17 protein-coding genes, 1 tRNA gene and 1 pseudogene are annotated in these 19279 nt (G+C 72.4%); 12 read left to right on the top strand and 7 right to left on the bottom strand.

Going from position 1 to position 19279, the window contains the following annotated elements:
• The first annotated feature begins 81 nt into the window (after window positions 1-81).
• On the top strand, window positions 82-1788 hold the full coding sequence (locus Pdca_RS08375) for an HNH endonuclease signature motif containing protein (RefSeq protein ID WP_125911324.1): 1707 nt from the start codon (window positions 82-84) through the stop codon (window positions 1786-1788).
• Between the two features lie 41 nt (window positions 1789-1829).
• Here the strand turns inward: Pdca_RS08375 and Pdca_RS08370 are convergent, their stop codons facing one another.
• The 3 genes from Pdca_RS08370 to Pdca_RS08360 form a co-directional block, all read right to left on the bottom strand.
• On the bottom strand, window positions 1830-2210 hold the full coding sequence (locus tag Pdca_RS08370; protein WP_085913820.1) for a VOC family protein: 381 nt from the start codon (window positions 2208-2210) through the stop codon (window positions 1830-1832).
• Window positions 2211-2244: 34 nt separating this feature from the next.
• Window positions 2245-3033: an SDR family oxidoreductase gene (locus Pdca_RS08365; protein WP_166665919.1), complete on the bottom strand. Its 789-nt coding sequence runs from the start codon at window positions 3031-3033 to the stop codon at window positions 2245-2247.
• Window positions 3034-3106: 73 nt separating this feature from the next.
• Window positions 3107-4450, bottom strand: coding sequence for a M20/M25/M40 family metallo-hydrolase (locus Pdca_RS08360; RefSeq protein WP_085913769.1), 1344 nt, complete (start codon window positions 4448-4450; stop codon window positions 3107-3109).
• A 97-nt stretch (window positions 4451-4547) separates the two neighbouring features.
• Between Pdca_RS08360 and Pdca_RS08355 the strand changes: the two genes are divergently transcribed.
• Window positions 4548-4632: transfer RNA gene (locus Pdca_RS08355), tRNA-Leu, on the top strand.
• Between the two features lie 489 nt (window positions 4633-5121).
• On the opposite strand, the pseudogene Pdca_RS37960 reads toward Pdca_RS08355, so the two are convergent.
• From Pdca_RS37960 to Pdca_RS08340, 3 genes and pseudogenes are all read right to left on the bottom strand, one after another.
• Window positions 5122-6243 (bottom strand): annotated as a pseudogene (locus Pdca_RS37960) (recombinase family protein); the annotation flags it as partial.
• Window positions 6244-6277: 34 nt separating this feature from the next.
• A complete protein-coding gene (locus Pdca_RS08345) occupies window positions 6278-6478 on the bottom strand; it encodes a hypothetical protein (RefSeq protein ID WP_125911323.1) in 201 nt (66 codons plus the stop codon).
• Window positions 6479-6727: 249 nt separating this feature from the next.
• Complete coding sequence (locus Pdca_RS08340; protein WP_085913771.1) at window positions 6728-7219, bottom strand: hypothetical protein; 492 nt, start codon at window positions 7217-7219, stop codon at window positions 6728-6730.
• Between the two features lie 497 nt (window positions 7220-7716).
• On the opposite strand from Pdca_RS08340, the gene Pdca_RS08335 reads away from it, so the two are divergent.
• From Pdca_RS08335 to Pdca_RS08290, 10 genes are all read left to right on the top strand, one after another.
• On the top strand, window positions 7717-8286 hold the full coding sequence (locus tag Pdca_RS08335; protein ID WP_085913772.1) for a hypothetical protein: 570 nt from the start codon (window positions 7717-7719) through the stop codon (window positions 8284-8286).
• Window positions 8283-8546 carry a hypothetical protein gene (locus tag Pdca_RS08330; protein ID WP_085913773.1) on the top strand — a complete coding sequence of 88 codons (264 nt, stop codon included), beginning with the start codon at window positions 8283-8285 and terminating at the stop codon, window positions 8544-8546. Before Pdca_RS08335 ends, Pdca_RS08330 begins: the two co-directional genes overlap by 4 nt.
• Window positions 8543-9142, top strand: a complete 600-nt coding sequence (locus Pdca_RS08325) for a DUF8175 domain-containg protein (protein ID WP_085913774.1) — start codon at window positions 8543-8545, stop codon at window positions 9140-9142. Before Pdca_RS08330 ends, Pdca_RS08325 begins: the two co-directional genes overlap by 4 nt.
• Window positions 9139-10293 (top strand): hypothetical protein, encoded by a 1155-nt coding sequence (locus Pdca_RS08320; RefSeq protein WP_085913775.1) that lies wholly within the window; start codon window positions 9139-9141, stop codon window positions 10291-10293. Before Pdca_RS08325 ends, Pdca_RS08320 begins: the two co-directional genes overlap by 4 nt.
• Window positions 10290-11783, top strand: coding sequence for an SCO6880 family protein (locus Pdca_RS08315; RefSeq protein ID WP_085913776.1), 1494 nt, complete (start codon window positions 10290-10292; stop codon window positions 11781-11783). Before Pdca_RS08320 ends, Pdca_RS08315 begins: the two co-directional genes overlap by 4 nt.
• A 13-nt stretch (window positions 11784-11796) precedes the next feature.
• Window positions 11797-13215 carry an ATP-binding protein gene (locus tag Pdca_RS08310; RefSeq protein ID WP_085913777.1) on the top strand — a complete coding sequence of 473 codons (1419 nt, stop codon included), beginning with the start codon at window positions 11797-11799 and terminating at the stop codon, window positions 13213-13215.
• Window positions 13212-15080, top strand: coding sequence for a type IV secretory system conjugative DNA transfer family protein (locus Pdca_RS08305; RefSeq protein ID WP_085913778.1), 1869 nt, complete (start codon window positions 13212-13214; stop codon window positions 15078-15080). The genes Pdca_RS08310 and Pdca_RS08305 overlap by 4 nt, the downstream gene beginning before the upstream one ends.
• A complete protein-coding gene (locus Pdca_RS08300) occupies window positions 15077-15589 on the top strand; it encodes a DUF4913 domain-containing protein (RefSeq protein ID WP_085913779.1) in 513 nt (170 codons plus the stop codon). Before Pdca_RS08305 ends, Pdca_RS08300 begins: the two co-directional genes overlap by 4 nt.
• A gap of 4 nt (window positions 15590-15593) precedes the next feature.
• Window positions 15594-16724 (top strand): VldE C-terminal domain-containing protein, encoded by a 1131-nt coding sequence (locus Pdca_RS08295; protein WP_085913780.1) that lies wholly within the window; start codon window positions 15594-15596, stop codon window positions 16722-16724.
• A gap of 435 nt (window positions 16725-17159) precedes the next feature.
• On the top strand, window positions 17160-18458 hold the full coding sequence (locus Pdca_RS08290; protein WP_085913781.1) for an NsdA family TPR-like regulatory protein: 1299 nt from the start codon (window positions 17160-17162) through the stop codon (window positions 18456-18458).
• Here Pdca_RS08290 and Pdca_RS08285 read toward each other — a convergent pair.
• Window positions 18447-19256, bottom strand: a complete 810-nt coding sequence (locus tag Pdca_RS08285; RefSeq protein ID WP_085913782.1) for an alpha/beta hydrolase family protein — start codon at window positions 19254-19256, stop codon at window positions 18447-18449. The two genes, Pdca_RS08290 and Pdca_RS08285, sit on opposite strands and share 12 nt — an antisense overlap.
• Window positions 19257-19279: the final 23 nt, after the last annotated feature.

Below are 19279 nucleotides of genomic sequence, written 5' to 3'. Positions count from 1 at the left end.
CCGGGTGATCGTGGCCGGAGTTGTCCACAGCGGACGAGATCGGGGCCGAGGTTGTCGGAGACTCCCGGCATACTCGACCGCATGTTCGATGACAGCGCTCCCAGCTGCAACGATGCCGCGTCTCCGGTCGTGGTCGCCGATCCCCGGCCTCGCGGTGGGTCCCGGCGGGGCCGGCGCCGCCGCTCCGGCCGGGCCGGCGCGGCGAGCCGGGTGCCCGGCGCAGCCGGGGCCCCTCGTCCGGGCGGCACCGCAGCCACCCCCGGAGCGCGCGGGGCCCCGGCGGCACCCCCGCCAGCCACCTCACCACGGTGGTCCGAGCAGGTCCCCGACTCGGGCCTGATCGCCGTCCTGGAGCGGCCACCCGGCCGGGGCACGTCCGACCACGAGCGTCTCGAACGCATCGCCGCGTTCGAGCGCGCGATCAGCTGGCTGCAGGCCCAGCAGGAGGTCGAGATCGCCGGCTACGTCACCGCCGCCGAACGGGCCGCCGTCCCGGATCCCCGCCGGCCCGGGTCCGGCCCGCCCGGGCCGTTCGACACCCCGGCACACGCTTCCCGCTCGGCCACCGCCGAGATCCAGCTGATCCTCCACCTGACCGGGGCAGCCGTGCTCGCCCGCCTCGAGCGCGCCCGGCTCCTGCACCAGGATCCGACACTGGCGCCGACGGCGGCGCTTGCCCGCACCGGCCTGCTCACCGCCCCGAAGACCCGGAAGATCCTGGAGGGCACCGTGGGCCTCGATCCCGCACAGGCTGCCCGGCTGCAGGCCACCGTCCTGCCCAAGGCAGCCACCCAGACCACCGGACAGCTGGGCGCCGCGATCCGCCGGTTCCTGGTCTCGCTGGCCGACAGCGGGCTGCCCGTCCGGCGCCGCGAGCGCGCCACCCGTACCCGCGGTGTCACCGTGCAACCCGACGCCGACGGCATGGCCGTGCTGCGGGCGTTCCTCCCCGCCGCGGCCGCCACCGGTATCTACGCCGTCCTCGACGAGACCGCCCGGCACCGCCCGTGCGGCGACGGCGCCGACGTCCGCACCATGGACCAGCGGCGGGCCGACGCACTCACCGACCTGGTCCTGCGCCCCACCGGACACGCCAGCGAGGGCACGGCGGCGACCGCCGATGCGGCGCCCCCGGCCGACGTGCCCGGCGTCGCGCCCACCCCTTCCGGGATCCCGCAGCCGCCCCACCCCACCATCTCGGTTCGGATCAACGTGACCGTCCCGCTCGACACCCTGCTCGGCGCCGACGAGGCTCCCGCGGAGCTCGCCGGCCACGGCCCGATCCCGGCTGCCGACGCCCGGGCGCTGGCCTTCGCCCCCGGCACGGTCTGGTACCGGCTGATCACCGACCCGGTGAGCGGTCGTGTCCTGCATCGCGACACCACCCGGTACCGGCCCGACGCCGCACTGGCCGAGTTCGTCCGGGCGCAACACCCCACGTGCACCCATCCGGGCTGCCGGGTCCCCGCACACCGCTGCGATCTCGATCATGTCGTCCCGCACGATCCGGCCGGCGGCACGGGCCCGACCCGGTCCGACAACCTGCATCCGTTGTGCCGCAGTCACCATCTGCTCAAGCACAGCCCGGGCTGGCAGGTCCGGCTGCTCCCGGACGGCAGCACCCGATGGACCACGCCCTCCGGGCACGTGCACGTCGCCGAACCGACACCGGTCGGTCCGCGCGGGGCTGCCGGGGCCGGGCGCCGCGGCCCGGGGGTGCTCGCTCTGCTACGCGATCCGGGGCTGGCGGACCGGCTCGCCGCCGGTGTCGCCGACGCACCGTTCTGATGCGCACGGTTCTGACAGGCGCGCGTCTCACCGGGACTGGTTCAACCGCCGTAGGGCACGGTCAGGATCTCCATCAGGTGTCCCGACGGGTCCTCGAAGTAGACCCCTCGGCCGCGGTCGTTCGTATTGATCTCGCCCGCCCGGGTTCGACCCGGATCGGCCCAGTACTCGCCGCCCCGTTCCCGGATCCGGGCGAACGCGGCGTCGAACTCGGCATCCGAGACCAGGAACGCGTAGTGCTGCGACGCGATCTCCGTATCCGCTGCGGCGTCGAGATAGTCGAGGCTCACGCCGTTGGCGGTCTCGACGACCTGGAACGGGCCGAACGGCTGCGGCTGCGCGAGTCCGAGGATCTCGGTCAGGTAGGTGGCCCCGGCACGCTTGTCGTGGGAGAGGACGATGGTGTGGTTCAGCTCTGCCATGCGGACCACGGTGCAACCTCGACCTCGGTCGAGGTCAACCCCCTGTTCCGGATCCGCTGCCGTGCAGGCCGACCTCCGGCGGACGTCCGGCGCCCCGCGGGCTGGGCACCCCGCGGAAACCGTAGGGCGCGGGCTCCCGGCCCGGCTGGACGAACCAGCACTCTCCCGGTTCGCCGCGGTCCAGGATCTGCTCGACGGCCGCGGCGACGTCGTCGGCCGACAGCATCGGGAAGTCGCCGAACTGCTCGCGTACCTCGGCGATCAACGGGGTGTCGGCGTAACCCGGGCAGACCGCGTTCACCCGGATCCCGTCCGCCACCAGGGTCTCCGCGGCCGACCGCACGTAGCCGACGACCGCGTGCTTCGTCGCGGCGTACAGCGCGTCACCCGGCAGCGGGACGAGACCGGCCAGCGACGAGGTCGCCACGATGTTCCCGCCACCGGCGCGGCGCAGCGCCGGGACCGCGGCGGTCAGCCCGAACACGACGTGATCGAGGTTGACGCCGACGATCTGCCGGTACCCGGCCACATCCAGGTTCTCGACGCCCGTCTGGCGACCGGTGATCCCGGCGTTGAGCAGCACAACGTCGAGCCGGCCGAACCGCTCCTCCGCGGCGGCGACCGCTGCGGGCATCGCCGCGGGATCGGTCACGTCGGCCTGCAGGGCGAACCCGCCCGACCTGCCCGCCACCGCGGCGGCCCCGGCCCCGTCGAGATCCACCACGACGACCTGCGCACCCGCTGCCACCAACCGGTCCACGGCGGCCGCACCGATGCCGGATGCGCCGCCGGTGACCAGTGCGACCTTGCCCGAGAGATCCATGCCGGCCACCCTGCCCGATCCGACGGCGGGGAGACAGCCACGCGGGCCCGACGGTCCGGACGCCGCCGCCGCGTCAGGCCGTCCGCAGGAAGCGGTCCAGCACCCGGGTCCCGAAGGTCAGCGCGTCCACCGGAACCCGCTCGTCGATGCCGTGGAACAGCGACGCGAAGTCCAGCTCCGGAGGCAGCCGCAGCGGCGCGAAGCCGTAGCACTTCATCCCGAGCGCGGAGAACGCCTTCGCGTCGGTCCCGCCGGACAGCATGTACGGGACGATCTCGGCCGTCGGGTCCTCGGTCCGCAGCGCGGCCTGCATCGCGTCGGTCAGCGCGCCCTCGAACGGCGTCTCCACCGCCGGGAGGTCGGTGACCCACTCCCGCTCGACGTCCGGCCCGAGCAGCTCGTCGATCTCGGCGAGGAAGGCCTCCTCGCGCCCCGGCAACACCCGGCAGTCGACGACCGCCTCGGCCGTCGAGGGGATGACGTTCGCCTTGTACCCGGCGTTGAGCATCGTCGGGTTCGCGGTGTCCCGCACGGTGGCACCGATGATCCGGGAGATCGGGCCGAGCTTCGCCAGCGCGCCCTCGAGATCGTCCTCCGGGTACTCGACCCCGGTCAGCTCGGTCATCCGATCCAGAAACGCCCGCACCGTGGGGGTCACGACCAGCGGGAACGTGTGGTTCCCCAGCCGCGCGACGGCCTCGGCCAGGATCGTGACGGCGTTGTCGTCGTGCAGGAACGAGCCGTGGCCCGGCTTTCCCTTGGCCCGCAGCCGCATCCAGGCGATGCCTTTCTCGGCGGCCTCGATCAGGTACGCCCGCTGGTCCTCGCCGAGGGTGAGCGAGAAGCCGCCGACCTCGCCGACCGCCTCGGTGCAGCCCTCGAAGAGATCCGGCCGGTTCTCCACCAGCCACTGGGCGCCCCACTTGCCGCCGGCCTCCTCGTCGGCGACGAAGGCCCACACGATGTCGCGCGGCGGGACGACGCCCTCACGCTTGAAGCGGCGCGCGACCGCCAGCATCATCGCGTCCATGTCCTTCATGTCGACGGCGCCGCGGCCCCACACGTAGCCGTCCTGCACCGCGCCGGAGAAGGGATGCACCGACCACTCGCTCGCGTCCGCGGGGACGACGTCGAGATGGCCGTGCATCAGCAGCGCGCCTCGCGAAGGATCAGCCCCGGCCAGCCGGGCGATCACGTTCATCCGCTTCGGCATACCGGACTGGACGACCTCCACCTCGTAGCCGACCTCGGTCAGCTTGGCCGCCACGTAGTCGGCGGCCTCCGCCTCACCGGCCAGAGTCTCCGGGTCGGCGGTGTTGGTCGTGTCGATCCGGATCAGCTCGGAACAGAGCTGGACGACCTCCGCCTCGGCGCTCGCCGCCTCGTTGGTGGGTGTGTCGTTCGGGTCGACGCTCATGGGCGTCTTCCTACCACCGGCGCTCCGACCGACCCGGCCGCAACCCCGTCCGGAGGCTCGGTTATGCTTCACCAGCACGCGATCGAGAGATCGTGGCGTCCGAGTGGCGGAATGGCAGACGCGCTAGCTTGAGGTGCTAGTCCCCGTATTAGGGGGTGGGGGTTCAAGTCCCCCCTCGGACACAGACCATAACCCCACGAGTGTGCGCTGATCTCGATCGCGGCGCGCACCGTGCGGAGTTCAGGTGCGTAAGTTAATCGCAGGCCGAGCTGGCGGTAGACGGCCGCACGGTCGTCAGCAGCGGCTCGGCCGAGGACCGCACGCACATCGCCGAGCGCTTCGACCAGTTCGTGGATCTCCGTCTCGTTCATCGGCTGCTGCTGAGTTCGCGTGTGGTTACGAACTCGTGCGAGCGCGGCCGCCCGGTGCGCCTGAACCTCGGCGGTCCACGTGGCGACCAGGGCGGGATCCGTACCGGCTTCCAGTGCGGCCCGGTACCGGGCCAGCTTCGACTCGCACTCGGCGATGATCCGCTTGGCGTCGGCGGCAGCGGGGTCGGTCCTGGCGTCGGGCTGGGAGCGCACCATCGCCGCCACCGTCCGCTCGATCTGCTCCGGCTCGAAGAGCCCGGCCAGCCATCCGTCCAGCGCGGGCAGCACGTCGTCCTCCGCGACGTAGACGTTCCCCGGGTGCTCCACGGTGTTTGCCAGGGCGTACTCGCGCGGGTACCGGCAGCGGTAGTAGGGCCGGTTGTGATTCCACTGTCCCTGCATCCGCCGCTCGCAAACCCCGCAATGCACGAGACCGCGCAGGACGTAGGACCGCCGGACCCGTTCGCGCGTCCGCGACTTGGCGCGCCCGCCACCGCTGAGCATGTCCTGCGCGTTCTGGAAGTCGTCGACGCCGATCAGCGGCTCATGCACGACGTCCGTGGACCACACCCATGCGTCCTGGTCGTTCCACCGCAGCCGGGACTCGTGGCCGAGCGCGACGTCATCTACATCGATCAGGACCTCGTCCTTGCGCTGCTTGTTCCAGACCTGGCGTCCGGTGTAGCGCGCGTTGCCGAGAATGACCCGGATCGCCCCCTTCGACCAAGCGGCGCCCGAGCGGTGCCTGTTGCGTGCGGGGTCGTGCGCTGACGGACAGGCGATGCCGTCGCGGGTGAGTCCTTCGGCGATCGTGAAGATCCCGAGCCCGTCGAGGTACTCGGCGAAGATGCGTTTGACGATCGGTCCGGCCGCCGGATCCGGCTCCAGGACGCGGAGCCGCCGACCGTCGGCCGCCTTGGCCGGGTTCGGATGCGGGCCGGCATCGGCAAGCCGGTAACCGTAGGGCGGTCGTCCGCCGAGGAACCGGCCCTCGACATGCGCCTGGGCCGCCATCGCGGTCCTGACCCGGATCTTGATCCGGTTCCGCTCCCCCTTGGACATGCCACCGAACACGGACATGATCAAGTCGTGCGCCTCGGCGTCAGGATCGATCGCCCCACCCACCTCGGGTACCCACAGCCCGATTCCGTAGTGCACGAACACCGGGAAGGTGAGCCCGTACTGGTTGCCGTAGAAGGCTCGCTGCGGCTCCCCGATGACCACGGCCTCAAACCGCGCCCCCTCACGGATCACGTCCAGCAGCTGCGACGCGGCAGGGCGTCGCTTCCACGGGATCGATCGGGACTGACCGATGTCGAAGTACTCCTCGACCACAGACCCGTGCTTGTCGATGAGCGCGCGTGAGCGGGCAAGCTGCCAGTTGCGCGACGCCTGCGGATCCTGGTTGTCCTCGGTGGACACCCGTCCGTAAAAGGCAAACCTGATCGTCACCGAATCACTCCGTTCGGTCGAGTCGCTCCCTCAGACCGACGAGCAACTTGAGCAAGGCGTTCGCCGCGGCGGGCGTGAGGTGAGGCAGTTCCGGCGGGAGCACCACTCGCAGGCCGACACGAACCTCGACGACGCTACCGCGATCCGGTGTGTCGGCCGACTTTCCGCCGTCGGGCTGTGGACCGACAAGGTCGTTGCGCCTCATGAATGGCAAGGTGCGCTGCAAGCGCTGCTGAACCGTGTTCATCGGTGACGCTGGCGACGACCACCGGATGGCGATACGGCGACCTCGTCAACGGTTTCCGTTCGGTACCAGTCGACATCCGTGCTGCATGCCGCTCCTCCGGCCGTTCCAGGGACAGGCAGGCGGCGACGGTGACCTGCTCCGTTGTCGGCGTGCTACGGCGGCGTTGTTCAACTGTGGTCGGTGCCGGCCGTGTGGATCTTGTAAAAATCACGACCCGGGTGGCCACTCCGGTGCGGCCGCGCGGAGGTGCTGGCCTGTAGGCCCCCACCGGCGGACAGCCAGGTTCTGAGTCGTTCCGGCGACCGCCCCGAGGCGCAACCAGGACAGGCCGGCGAACCGTGCTGCCTGTACGGCGGCGTGAAGTCGTTCCTCGACGTCGGCAAGTTGCTTGGCGAGGTCGTAAACGGCGAGCTCGGGCAGGACGCGATCGAGGTGGCGCTCCCACTCGGCGAAGGCAGCGGTGCCGGTCTCCCAGCCGTCGACGCCGTCGGGGGCGCTGCCGGTGCGGCTGAGCCATTCGCTGCGCGGGTAGAACTGCATGCCCCGCCAGCCGCACTCGCACGCCGAGCGCCAGCCGATCACCTCGGAGGCGGTGCGGGCCGAGGAGCTCGCGGTCTCAGTGCCGTCGAGCAGAACCGACACCGGGTAGCCGGTGTGGTCGTAGGCCGGCGCGTACCCGGTGTCGTGGACCCATGCCATGCCGCTTCGCCCTTCCGCGCGCTGCGCACCTGTTTCTAGCCCTGGCGCAGGGTCCGGTGCCGGGTCGGCGGCAGCGTGGTCGATCTGTTGTCGGCCCCAACCACGGATCGACCACCGGATTGCCGCGCCCGGTTGCACCGAGAGAACCTGGGACCAGCGCAAGTGCGGGATCGAAGGCGACGCAGGATCCGGGCCGTCAGCAACCTTCCAGTAGCCGGCGCCCGAGCCCGCACTGCCCGGCGACAAACCGGACAGCAGAGGTTCTCCACCAGCTGCCAGCGCCTTTCCCCCGGCGCGGACGGGCCGGGGATAGCCACGCGGCGGATCGTCAACGGAGGCTCCTCGAACGGCGGGGTAACAACCGTGGCGCTCCCCCTTGTGGCTGGGCAGTGGTCGATACGTGGTCGCACGCGGCCGCGGCGTGACCACGCGACGACCACGCATCCGCAGCACCCCCCTCGGAGGCTCCCTCCTCGACGACGAAGGGAGGTGCTTCGATGACGGCAGCTGCAGAAGCGTCCCGGGCGTGGGCGACACGCCACGAGTCGCGGGCGACGCGGCGAACCCGGCTGGCGGTCGCGGGCGTCGCGGGCGGGGTCGGCGCGACCACCGTCGCGACGGCGATCGGTGCCGCCGATCGCGGTGTGTACGTCGGCCGCGCGGTGGACGTGCTCGTGTGTCGGGCCACCGGTGACTCCCTGATCCGCGCCGGACGCGCCGCCCAGCTCGTCGCCGCCGCGACCGGCCGCAAACCGGTACTGGCGATCACTGCTGCCGACGCGTCGGGCCCGAGCCGCCCGGTGTCCGCGCGGTTGCGACTCCTGGAGCCGCACGTAGCGGCCGTGGTCGTGCTGCCGTTCGTCCGGCGCTGGCGCGAGCTCGCCGTCCCCATCGACGAGGTCCGCGGCCTGCTCGCCGTGCCGCGCACCGAGCTGCCCCGCAGCCTGCGCCGCTACGCCGACGCCGCACACAACCTGCGCGCCGCGCTGGACACCCGCTCCCCGGCCGCGGCCCGCCCGATCCCCGGGCGGGCCGCCTCATCCTCGACCCTCGGGAGGACCCGATGAACCTGGCCAGCGTGCCCAACCCCGCACCCGTGGCGCCGCCGGGACTCGGCGAGCTCGCCGGCGAGCTGCTCGGCTGGCTCAAGTGGGGCGTGATCGTCGCCGGGGTACTCGGCATCTTCATCTGCGCACTGATGCTGATCATCGGGCGGCGCAACCGGTCCGCCACCGCCTACGAGGGCCTCGTCGGATCGGCCTGGGTGATCGGCGGTCTCGCGCTCGCATCGGTCGCCGCATTGCTGGTCGGGGCGTTCCAAATATGAGCCGCCTCCGCCCCACGCTGTGCCTGGCCGCGGTCCTCACCGCGACGCTCGGCTGCACGACCGCACCACCCGCCTCCGACGTCGCCCCGGACCCGGTGGTGCTGGTGGCCGTGCCGGGCGGGGTCGCCGCATCGTCGCAGCGGTACGGCCCGTTCCACGAGTTCGACGGCCGGGCGATCGGGTTCAGCCACGACGAGCTGGGGGCCGCCCTCGCTGCTACCCACATCGGACCGCGCGTCACCGCGGCCGCCGGTACCCCCGTCGTGGAGGCAACGCTGGAGCAGCAGTGCTGGGGCGACGTCACAGCCGCCCGGGAGCGTCTGGCAACGACGCTGCCCCGCCCGGACACAGCCGTACGCGAAGACCTCACCCCGAGCACCATGTACTTCCGTGTGATCGCCGGTGACGCCGGCGGCGACCACGTCGTGGTGTCCTTGCTGGCCGACACAGCGCAGTCCCGGGCGATGGGCGGCTACTCTCGCGTGGATGCCGCCCTGCGCTGGGTCGGCGACGACTGGCAGCTGCGTGTACCCGTCCGGCGCCCGACCCTGCATCCGGACACCACCGGCTACCGGCTGCTGGGGCCGACGCCATGACCGCGCTCGCGCAGCCCGCCCAGGAATGCGGCACGTTCGACCTGGGCTGCCAGACCGGGCAGGCCATCGGATCGGCGTTTCAGGGCATCGTGGCCGAGGTCGCCCGCGGCGCCGCGGAGCTGGTCGTGACCACCGCGACGTGGTGGGTCGAGACCGACAGCATCGATCCCCGCGACCCTGCCGTCGCCGCCGCGCAGGACGCCACCCGCGAGCTGATACTGATCATCCTCGTCGGGTCGGTGCTAGTGCAGTCGATCCGGATCATCCTCTCCCGCAAGGGCGAGCCGCTGGTCATGGTCGCGAGCGGGCTCATCCGCTTCGCGGTGGTGTCCGCGCTCGGTCTCGTCGCCCTGGAGATCGCGTTGCGCGCGGGGGACGCGTTGGCGAGCCAGCTTCTTGACGGCGCCGCGAGCAACTTCGCGCTGCTGATGGAAGACGTTCTCGTCGACGGGGACGCCACGTTCCTGGTGCTGCTGGTGTCGTTGATCGCCGCGGTGCTCTCACTCGTGCAGTGGGTGCTGATGGCAATGCGCCAGGCCGGGCTGCTGGTGCTGGCCGCGATGCTCCCGCTGGCTGCGTCCGGGTCGCTGACCCGCTCCACACGGGGCTGGCTGGACAAGATCATGGTGTGGCTGCTCGCCATGGTCGCCTACAAGCCCGCGGCCGCGTTCATCTACTACATCGGGTTCTCCTACCTGTCCTCCCCGAACGCCGCCCACGCCGGGAACGCCGGCACCATGATCACCGGGATCATGGTGCTGCTGCTCGCCGTGATCGCGATGCCGGTGCTGCTGAAGTTCTTCGCCTGGTCCGGCACCCAGATCGGCGGCGGCGGTGGCGGCGGTTCGGGGTTCCTCGGCGCCGCAGGCGCGGTCGCCATGTCGCAGGGCTACGGGCGCGGCGCAGTCGACCGGGCCGCCGCGATGGAGAACGGCGGGCCCGGCTCCTATGCCACGTTCGGGGGCTCCCCGCCCCCGGCCGGTGCCGCGCCCGCAGCGGCCACCGGAGGGTCGACAGCAGCCGGGACCGGCGCCGCTGCCGGCGCCGGTGCGGTGGGGGGTGCGGCAGCGGCCGGCGTCGTCGGGGCGGCGGCCGTGCGCGCTGCGGCCGGCGGGATGACCGGGCCACCCGAAGGCGGTGGCCCCGGATGAGCGTCGACAACCCGGCCGGCCCGGACAGCGGGCCTCGGTTGTACGGAAACTGGCGTGCCGAGCGCGGCTGGGGCATCGGATCACTGTCGACCGCGGCGACGATCGCCCTGTTCCTGGCCGTGCTGGCCCCGCTGCTCGCGGTGTCCGCGTTCCCGTCCGCGGCCCTCCCGCTGCTGGGAGCGTCGGTGACCGTCGTCGCCGGGGTGGTGGTCCGGGTGGGCGGGGTCAGCGCCACCGACGTCGTCCTGCGCCGAGCCGGATTCCACCGCGCCCAGGCGGCCGGGTGGACCGAGCTGTCCGCGGGGGTGCTCACCGAGCACCCGCGCGCGGCGGACCTGCCCGGGGTGCTGGCGCCGCTGCGCCCGCTCGACGTCGACGACGGGCGCGGCGCCCGTCATGCCCTGCTGTGGCACCGCCGGACCGGGACGCTGACGGCGGTCCTGCGCTGCTCCCCGATCGGGCTCGACCTCGCCGATCCCGACCGCGCCGACACCTGGGTCGCGGCCTGGGGTGCGCTGCTGGCCGACCTGGGCTACCTGCCGCTGACCCGCCACATCGCGGTCACCATCGACACCGCCCCGGCCGGTGGGACCACCGTGCGCGACCACATCGCCCGCGCGCTCGATCCGGCCGCGCCCGCGCTGGCCCGACGCATCCTCGACGAGCTGGCCGAGCTCACCCCGGCCAGCACCGCCGACATCGACGCCCGGGTCGCGATCTGCCTCGACCCCGCCCGCGCCACACCGCGGCCCACCGACCTGCTCGCCGCGGCGGTCGAGGTGGGCCGCCGGCTGCCCGCGATCGAGAACAACCTGGCCGCGTGCGGCGTCGCGATCCTCGGCCGGGCCAGCACCGGCTGGCTCACCGGCCGCATCCGCGCCGCGTTCGACCCGCACCTGCGCCCCGACGTCGCCCGGCTTGACGACTCCGATTCGGTGCTGGCCTGGCGCGACGCGGGCCCGGTCGCCGCCCGGGAGCGCTGGGACAGCTACCGCCACGAGGGTGGGCTGTCGGTGACCTGGGCGCTGCGCGAGGCCCCCCGCCAGGCCGTCGGCGCGGGCGTGCTCGCACCGCTGTTCGCGCCCGGCCCGTTCCCGCGGCGCACCACCTGGCTGTATCAGCCCTACCCGGCCGAGCAGGCCGCGGCGAAGGTGGAGAACGAGGTCACCTCCGGGCAGGTCCGCCGCGCCTGGGCCGAACGAACGCGGCGCGACGAGACCCAACGCGACCGCGACGACCGCGCCCGCGCGCTGCAGTCCGCCCGTGAAGAAGCCCAGGGCGCCGGCGTCGGCCGGTTCACCCTCTACGTCACCACCACAGTCCTGCACGACGACGACCTGCCCGCCGCGGTCGCCGACGTCGAGCAACGCGCCGGCCAGTCGAAGCTGCGGCTGCGCCGCCTCCGTGGCGCCCAGGCCGCCGGGTTCGCGGCCGCCCTCGGTGTCGGGATCGACCCCGCCGAGCTGCTCACCCACCGCCGCGGACGCTGATCGGAGAACCGGCATGACCAGCACAGATCCAGCTCCGCGCTCGTGGGGATGGGCCGTCCCCGGCGGCGGCCGCGCAGGGCACGTCGAGGCCGGGAACCGGTTCGCCGGCACCACCAGCCAGGTCTGCGGCCTGTTCCCCTTCGCCACCCCGTCGGGCTGCGACGTGCGCGGCGTACCGATCGGGCGTCACCTGCACACCGCCGAACCAATCGGGCTCGACCCCGCGCACTGGCTGCGCTGTGGCCTGGTCTCCAACACCGGCGTCTGGGTGCAGGGCCAACCCGGGATCGGGAAGTCCTCCATCACCAAACGCATGCTCGCCGGCCTCGTGGCGTTCGGGATGCGCGCGGTGATCCCCGGCGATGTGAAGGGCGAGTACACCCCGCTCGTCACGGCGCTCGGTGGCTCGGTGTGGCACCTCGGCCGGGGCCTGCAGGCCCTCAACCCGCTCGATGCCGGCCCGCTCCGCGCGGCGCTGCTGACAGCCCCGGCGGCGGATCGCACGCGACTGCTGGAGACCCTGCGGGCCCGGCGACTGACGCTTCTCGAAGCGTTGATCACCATCGTCCGCCACGACGAACCCGACGTCACCGAACGCCGCCTGCTCGGAGCCGCGCTCGACCTCGCCGTCGACACCTCCGCCGACCGCGAACCGCTGATTCCCGACGTCCTCGCCGTCCTGCTCTCCGCCGCCACCCCGCTGCTGACCATCGCGGCTACGCAGGACGACATCGAGTTCCGGCGCACGTCACGTTCGCTGGTCAACGCGCTCGGGCTGCTGTGCGAGGGCGCGATCCGCGGCATCTTCGACCGCCCCAGCAGCGTCCGCTTCGACCCCGACACCCCCGCCCTCTCCCTGGATATCAGCGCGCTGGACGACGATGACGACGACGTCGTCGCCGCGGCGATGCTGTGTTCGTGGGCGTGGTCCGCTGCCCTGGCCGACGCCGCCGCCTACGGCGAGCGTCGCCGCAACGTCGTGCAGGTGCAGGACGAGCTGTGGCGAGCCCTGCGCGTCGCGCCGGGCCTGGTGGAGCGCTCCGACCGGATCACCCGCCTGGGCCGGCACCGCGGGGTGGTGTCGTTCCAGGTCACCCATTCCCTCGACGACCTCGAAGCGTTGCCCACCGAGGCCGACCGGGCCAAGGCCCGCGGCATGGCGTCGCGCAACGGGGTGCTGCTGCTGGGCGGGATGGCCGAGAAGGAACTCGACGGGCTGCGCCGCATCACCTCGCTCAGCGAGGGCGAGGCCGCCCTGATCACCTCCTGGGCCGCGCCGCCGACCTGGCACGCCGGACGGGTCCATCCCGGCCGCGGCAAGTACCTGATCAAGTCCGGGCAGCGGGTCGGGTTGCCGGTCGCGCTCACCCTCACCCCGACCGAGGTCGCATTGCACGACACCGACCGCGCCTTCCGCCGGAGCACGCCGTGACCCCGGGGCTGCTGCGCGAGGCGGCCGCACCGTTGGTCCTACTCGGGGCGATCGCCGGCGCCGCCGTGCTCGTCGGCGATGTCTGGGTCGCCGCCGGTGTCGCCGCGCTGGCGGGCACCGGCAGCTGGGACGCCCCGCCGCCCGACCTCGCGCTGCTGATCGACCTTCTTCGCAGAGGACCTGCCGCCGTCCTGCCGCCCGGCGCCAGCACCCCGATCTTCCTCGCGGTCCTGTCCGTCACCGTCATCGCCGAGACGATCGGCGCGGTCGCCGTCGGGATGGTGGTCGCGGGTCGGAGCAGGCCCGACGACCCGCGGCGCTCCCTGCTGCGGGCCCGCGAGCTGGGCGACCTGACCGGACCGGCCGCGGTGAAACGAGCCAGGCAACTCCGACCGACCGCGGGCGAGCTCGACCCGTCCGGCCATGGGCTGCGGCTGCTGTCGGTCGACCGGCGCGAGGTGTGGATGTCCTGGGAGGACGTCGCCCTGGTCATCATGGGCCCACGGTCGAACAAGACCAGCGCGATCGCCGTCCCCACCGTCCTCGCCGCCCCCGGCCTCGCCGTCGCCACCTCCAACAAGGCCGACCTGTGGGCGCTCACCGCCGGGATGCGCGCTAACGCCGGCCCGGTGTGGACGTTCGACCCGCAGCGCATCGCCCACGTCGAGCAGACCTGGTGGTGGGACCCGCTGCGCAGCATCCGCGACGCCGGCCCCGCCGAACGTATCGAAGCGGCCGCCCGCCTCGCCGGGCACTTCGTCGGCACCATCGGCGGCGAACGCCGCGACCCGTTCTTCCACGCCGCCGGCGAACAGGTCCTCACCGCCACCCTGCTCGCCGCCGCGATCAGCGACGCCACCATGCGCGACGTCCTCGCCTGGCTCCAACCCGGTCAACGCGGAGCGATCGCCGCCCTCGACAACGCCGGCGCGGAGGCCGAGGCCGCCGACCTCGAAGCGACCCTGTCCGGCGCCGACGTCACCACCAAAGGCATCTTCCAGACCGCCCGCACCGCCACCAAAGCCCTCACCAGCGAGCGGCTGATGCGGTGGATCACCCCGCCCGCGACCTGGCGCGATCTGCCCGAGCAACGGCCACCCGTTGAGCTGGACCTGTGGGATCTGCTCGCCGCCGCGCGCCACGGTCGCGCCACGATCCACCTGCTGTCCAAGGAGGGCGCCGGCACCGCCGCACCGGTCGTCACCGCGCTCGTCGACAGGATCCTGGAGATCGCCGAGCTCCTCGCCCAAGCCTCCGGGGGCCGCCTCGAACCGCCCGTCGTCGCGGTCCTCGACGAGGCCGCGAACATCTGCCCCATCCGCGCCCTGCCCCAGCTCTACAGCCACTACGGCTCCCGCGGCATCCAGGTCGTCACCATGCTGCAGAGCTACCAGCAGGGCGCCGGGGTCTGGGGCGAGCAGGGTATGCAGGCCCTCTGGTCCGCCGCCACCGTCAAGCTCGTCGGCGCCGGCGTCGACGACCACGCGTTCCTGCAGAAGCTCTCCGGTCTCATCGGCGACCACTACGTCGAGCGCATCTCCACCAGCGTCGACCGCAGCCGCCACTCGCGGCAGTACTCCCAGGCACGCGAACCCGTCATGCCCCCGTCGACGCTGCGCGCGATCCCCCGCGATCAGGCTGTGCTGCTGTCCACCGGACGCCGGGTCGGGCTGGGACGGCTGCACCCCTGGTACCGCGAGCACGACCACACCGACATCGACGAGTACGCCGGCACCGCGCTGGCCGAGCTGCGCCGCGCCGCCGCCGCCGCGCTCGGCCCCGACAACCCGATCAACCGCCCGGACCCGACCGGCCCAGCGGCGCGCGGCTTCCCGATCCTTCGAACGACAGGAACCCGACCATGACCATGTCCGACGCTAGTGCCCCCGAGGAGCCCATCCAGCCGTCCGGTGAGCGATTGATCGCTGAACTGTGTGCTCGTGTCCAGGCCCTCGAAGCCTGGCGTACCCACCAGTCCGACCTCCTCGACGAGTTGCTCAACGGCGTACCCGTCACGGAGTCCCCCGACGACGGAGAGGACGAGCTCGACATCGACGCTCTGATCGTCTGGGTGCACGACACGATCGCCTCGATGATCGCCCGTCCGCTGCGCGGCGAGCTGACCTGGTGCCCGCTGTGGTGGGAACACCCCGAGGCCGTGTTCCGCCTCGAAGCGCTTCGGCGCGCCTGGGCCGAACTGGCCCCCGAACCGGGAGCCGCGATGTCGATTTGGATCCGCGACCACCTCGACCCGTGCCTGCGAGAGCTGCTCACCCCGCTGGGCACGTTCGCCGATTGCACGCACAATGAGCGCTACCGCAGCCTCAACGGGCACACCCCGATCGCGACCCTGCCGACCCGGACACCCGAGTGACGGCGTGCGCGCCTTCCTCATCACCGGCGGTGGCCTGGTCGCCACCCTGCTCATCCCGCTCCTGCTGATCGCCGCGCTGCTCGGCGGGCTCGCCACCGCCACACCGGCCAGCGCGGTGAACACCGCCGCCATCCCCGCGCTCGCCGTACAGCACCTCGACACGATCGCGACGGTCACCGCCACCGAGTGTCCGGAACTCCCGCCGCTGTGGGTGATCGCCCACGTCCAGGCCGAGTCGAGCTGGGACCCCACCGCGTTCAGCAGCGACCGCAACGGCGGCGCCGCCGGGCTCTACCAGCTCAACGAGGCCAACTGGACCGACGCCGGCGGCGCGGCCTGGGCGACGGCCCCACCGCCCGCCGACGCCGACGTCCTGCAACCCGACGAGCACCTGCGCCGCGCGATCCCATGGGTGTGCGCCAACCTGCGCGCCGCCGCCGCGCACCTGCAGGCCACCGGCAAGCCGACCGCAGCCCTGGACGGAATGCTCGTCTGTCACATCGCCGGCTGTGGCCGCCTGACCGACTCGGCCACCGGCATCCCCACCGCCGGCGAGGCCGGTTGCGACCGGACCTGTGCCGACCTCGTCACGAACTACGTCGACCGCGTCCACACCCTCGTCACGCAGTACGGCGCCGCAGCAGGGCCGGTGTCCGTGGAGGACCTGCCCGCACCGACGCCCTTCGATGGACTCAGCGCCCTGTGCACCGCCGACGACCCCACCGGCGGCCGCTGCCTCACATCCGCCACCCGCCACGCCCACGACGAGATCGTCCGCGCCTTCGGCGCACCCGGCCCCGACGCCCCGATCCGCTCCGCGGGATGCTGGGACCAACACGCCTGGAACCCCGACAGCGACCACCCCCGCGGCCAGGCCTGCGACTACTTCCCCGCCGCTGCAGGCCAGTTCCCGCAGGGCCAGGAACTCCAGAACGGATGGCGCCTGGCCACCTGGCTGCGTACGCATGCCGCCACGCTCAAGGTCAAGTATCTGATCTGGCAGGGCCGATTCTGGTCACCCGACACCCCCGACAACAACGGCTGGGGCCGCCCGTACACCGGCGGCGGCGTCTACGACCCGGCGGACGCCACCGGAGGGCACTACGACCACATCCACGTCAGCGTCCGGGAATAGTGAACATAATTCCGTGGGATGCATGATCCGTGCATCCCACGCAAAGCCTCGACCTGCCACCGGCTCACGGCTGCTTCGGCCAGCGCCTGGACGACGGAGGCAAGATCAGCTGCTGATCGGCAGACCGCCCAGCCAGCCGGTCCGCCTCCAACGCCGCGCTCAGCACGAAGCACGGCCACGACCCACTCCTTCTCCCGCAGGATGTGCAGTGCCCGTCCGCCCGCCGCTGGTGCTTGGCCCGCACCCGCTGCACCGATCCGGCATCAGCGCCGATGAGCCGGGCAGCGAGGACGAGAACGGAGTCGGCGGGGTCGGCTGGGGCTGGCACCTACCGAGCGTGCGCGTCCACATTCGCGACGAACAGGGCACGCGGCCGGGCATCGTCGGGCATTCTGTGACGCAACCGCACGGGCACGACCGACCCAGGGAGGCAGCGTGGGGGCGAACGACGCCCTGAGGGCCGCACGACTGTCCCGCCCGTCGCCAGCGCTCGACGGCGAGCCGATGAGCCGCGGCGAGCTCGCCGACGCGGCCAACGCGCACCTGTGGCAGACCACCCACACGCGCTATGCCCTCGATGCCCACACGATCGCGCGCTACGAGCGCGGTGTCGTCCGCTGGCCCAGCGCTGCATACCGGTCGGCGCTGCGCGCCGTTCTCGACGTCTCCTCCGACGCCCAACTCGGTTTCCGACCCACCCGGCGAGGCCGAGCCGGCGCGGGCCTGCCCGGACCGAACGACAACGTGCAGCCTGCGGACGTGTCGCTCGATCGCCGCGACGTCCTTCGCACCGGAATCGCCGGGCTGGCCGCCGCAGTCATCGGCGGTGGCCTCGGCCAGTCCTCGCCGGCGGACTACCGCCGCGTACTGGAACACCTCCAGCAGCTCGACCGAGCGCAGGGCTCGGACCGCGCACTCGCCGGCGTGCTCGGCGCGTTGACCTCGATCAACACTGCCCTACGTGCCAGCCAAGGTGCCGATCGAACAACACTGCTCGGGATCGCCGCCCGCTCGGCCGAGTTCGTCGGCTTCCTCTACCGCGACCTCGGCGACCGCGTCCGCTCCCTCCACTGGCACGACCGGGCGATGGAGTGGGCGCAACAGGGTGACGACGTCGCTATGCAGTCCTACGTGCTGCTGCGCAAGGCGCAGGCCGCGTACGACCAGCGCGACGCCCGACGGATGCTCGACCTGACGGTGGCCGCAGATCGGGGCAAGGCGGCGCTCGGGCGAGGGCTCCGCGCGGAGATCCATCAGCAACGGGCTCGCGGCGAGGCGATGCTCGGCGCCACGGACCGGGACGTGCGGCGCCGACTGGACGTGGCCCGCGAGGAACTGAGCGGAGCGGCGGGGCAGCAGGCTCCGGACGAGCCCGGCGCGCACTACAGCGAGAAGCTCCTCACCCTGCAGACCGCGGTGTGCCTGACCGAGGCCGGACGGCCCGCCGAGGCCGTCGTGCTCTACCAGCGCATCCTCGCGGGCGGAGTCGCCTCGGCACGAGACGACGCGTACTTCCGGATCCTGCTGTCCACCTCGCTCGCGCTGTCCGGAGAACCGGACGAGGCCGCCCGCACCGCATGCGGCGCCTTACCGGTGGCCGTCGCCACCCATTCACGGCGCAGCATCGCCGAAGCCCGGTCGCTCCTCGGCACGCTGCAACCGTGGCGACAGCGTTCCCAGGTCAGGGCACTTGAGGACGCGCTCCGCACCGCAACGCAACCCTCACCCTCGTAGCCACTCCGCGGTCTCCTCGATCACCGATGCCTGCCATCGCAGGGTCTGCGGGTGCCGGTAGCCGGGGTCGTCGTGTACCGCCAGCCCATGCTGCGCGCCGTCCAGCTCGCGCAGCCGAGCCGGACCGCCCAGGGCGGTGACGGCGGCCCGAGAGGACGCTACCGGGATGAACGTGTCGTGCGTGCCGTGCACGATCAACGTCGGCGCGGTCACGTTCGGGAGCTCGGCTCTGCTGTCCCACCAGAAGACCTCGTTGAGCAGCCCGGTACCCAACCGGAACGACGGGGAATGAGCGACGTACCGATCGGTCGCCAGCCGTTCTGCCGCCGGCTCGTCGATCCGGTCGCCGCTCCAGTACTCCTTGTCGTCGATGAACCGCTTCTTGTAGTCCAGCAGCGGGTTGAACAGCACCAGCCGGTCGATCAGCTGTGGGTGCCGGGCGGCCAGTACCGCGCACACGCCACCGGAAAAGCTCGCCCCGAGCACGCTCACCCGGTCCAGGCTGGCGGTCGACGCGAGGTGTTCGGCCACCGCGCGGACGTCATTGCCGACCCCGGCCAAGGTCAGGTCCTCCTGCCGCCCCCCGCTCTCACCGTGACCACGCAGGTCGAACCGCACCGACGCCACCCCGGCCGCAGCGAGACCGTCAGCCAGCCGGACGAAGAACCCGCCCTCGTCTCGGGTGACGCCGCCACCGTGGACCAGGACCACGCCGCGTTCCACGTTCATCGGACGCGAGATGTCAGCCGCCAACCTCGTACCGTCGAGGGACTTGAGGAACGTCGTCGTCGAAGCCATGTGCTGATCCTGCCCAGACCTGC

The sequence above is a fragment of the Pseudonocardia autotrophica genome (genome assembly GCF_003945385.1).
Lineage (GTDB): Bacteria > Actinomycetota > Actinomycetes > Mycobacteriales > Pseudonocardiaceae > Pseudonocardia > Pseudonocardia autotrophica.
This window is presented reverse-complemented; position numbering and strand designations above follow the sequence as displayed.

Excerpts from the sequence above, each read along its gene's own strand:
- Pdca_RS08375 (WP_125911324.1), top strand. The coding sequence starts at position 82 with ATGTTCGATGACAGCGCTCCCAGCTGCAACGATGCCGCGTCTCCGGTC.
- Pdca_RS08370 (WP_085913820.1), bottom strand. The coding sequence starts at position 2,210 with ATGGCAGAGCTGAACCACACCATCGTCCTCTCCCACGACAAGCGTGCC.
- Pdca_RS08365 (WP_166665919.1), bottom strand. The coding sequence starts at position 3,033 with ATGGATCTCTCGGGCAAGGTCGCACTGGTCACCGGCGGCGCATCCGGC.
- Pdca_RS08360 (WP_085913769.1), bottom strand. The coding sequence starts at position 4,450 with ATGAGCGTCGACCCGAACGACACACCCACCAACGAGGCGGCGAGCGCC.
- Pdca_RS08345 (WP_125911323.1), bottom strand. The coding sequence starts at position 6,478 with ATGAGGCGCAACGACCTTGTCGGTCCACAGCCCGACGGCGGAAAGTCG.
- Pdca_RS08340 (WP_085913771.1), bottom strand. The coding sequence starts at position 7,219 with ATGGCATGGGTCCACGACACCGGGTACGCGCCGGCCTACGACCACACC.
- Pdca_RS08335 (WP_085913772.1), top strand. The coding sequence starts at position 7,717 with ATGACGGCAGCTGCAGAAGCGTCCCGGGCGTGGGCGACACGCCACGAG.
- Pdca_RS08330 (WP_085913773.1), top strand. The coding sequence starts at position 8,283 with ATGAACCTGGCCAGCGTGCCCAACCCCGCACCCGTGGCGCCGCCGGGA.
- Pdca_RS08325 (WP_085913774.1), top strand. The coding sequence starts at position 8,543 with ATGAGCCGCCTCCGCCCCACGCTGTGCCTGGCCGCGGTCCTCACCGCG.
- Pdca_RS08320 (WP_085913775.1), top strand. The coding sequence starts at position 9,139 with ATGACCGCGCTCGCGCAGCCCGCCCAGGAATGCGGCACGTTCGACCTG.
- Pdca_RS08315 (WP_085913776.1), top strand. The coding sequence starts at position 10,290 with ATGAGCGTCGACAACCCGGCCGGCCCGGACAGCGGGCCTCGGTTGTAC.
- Pdca_RS08310 (WP_085913777.1), top strand. The coding sequence starts at position 11,797 with ATGACCAGCACAGATCCAGCTCCGCGCTCGTGGGGATGGGCCGTCCCC.
- Pdca_RS08300 (WP_085913779.1), top strand. The coding sequence starts at position 15,077 with ATGACCATGTCCGACGCTAGTGCCCCCGAGGAGCCCATCCAGCCGTCC.
- Pdca_RS08285 (WP_085913782.1), bottom strand. The coding sequence starts at position 19,256 with ATGGCTTCGACGACGACGTTCCTCAAGTCCCTCGACGGTACGAGGTTG.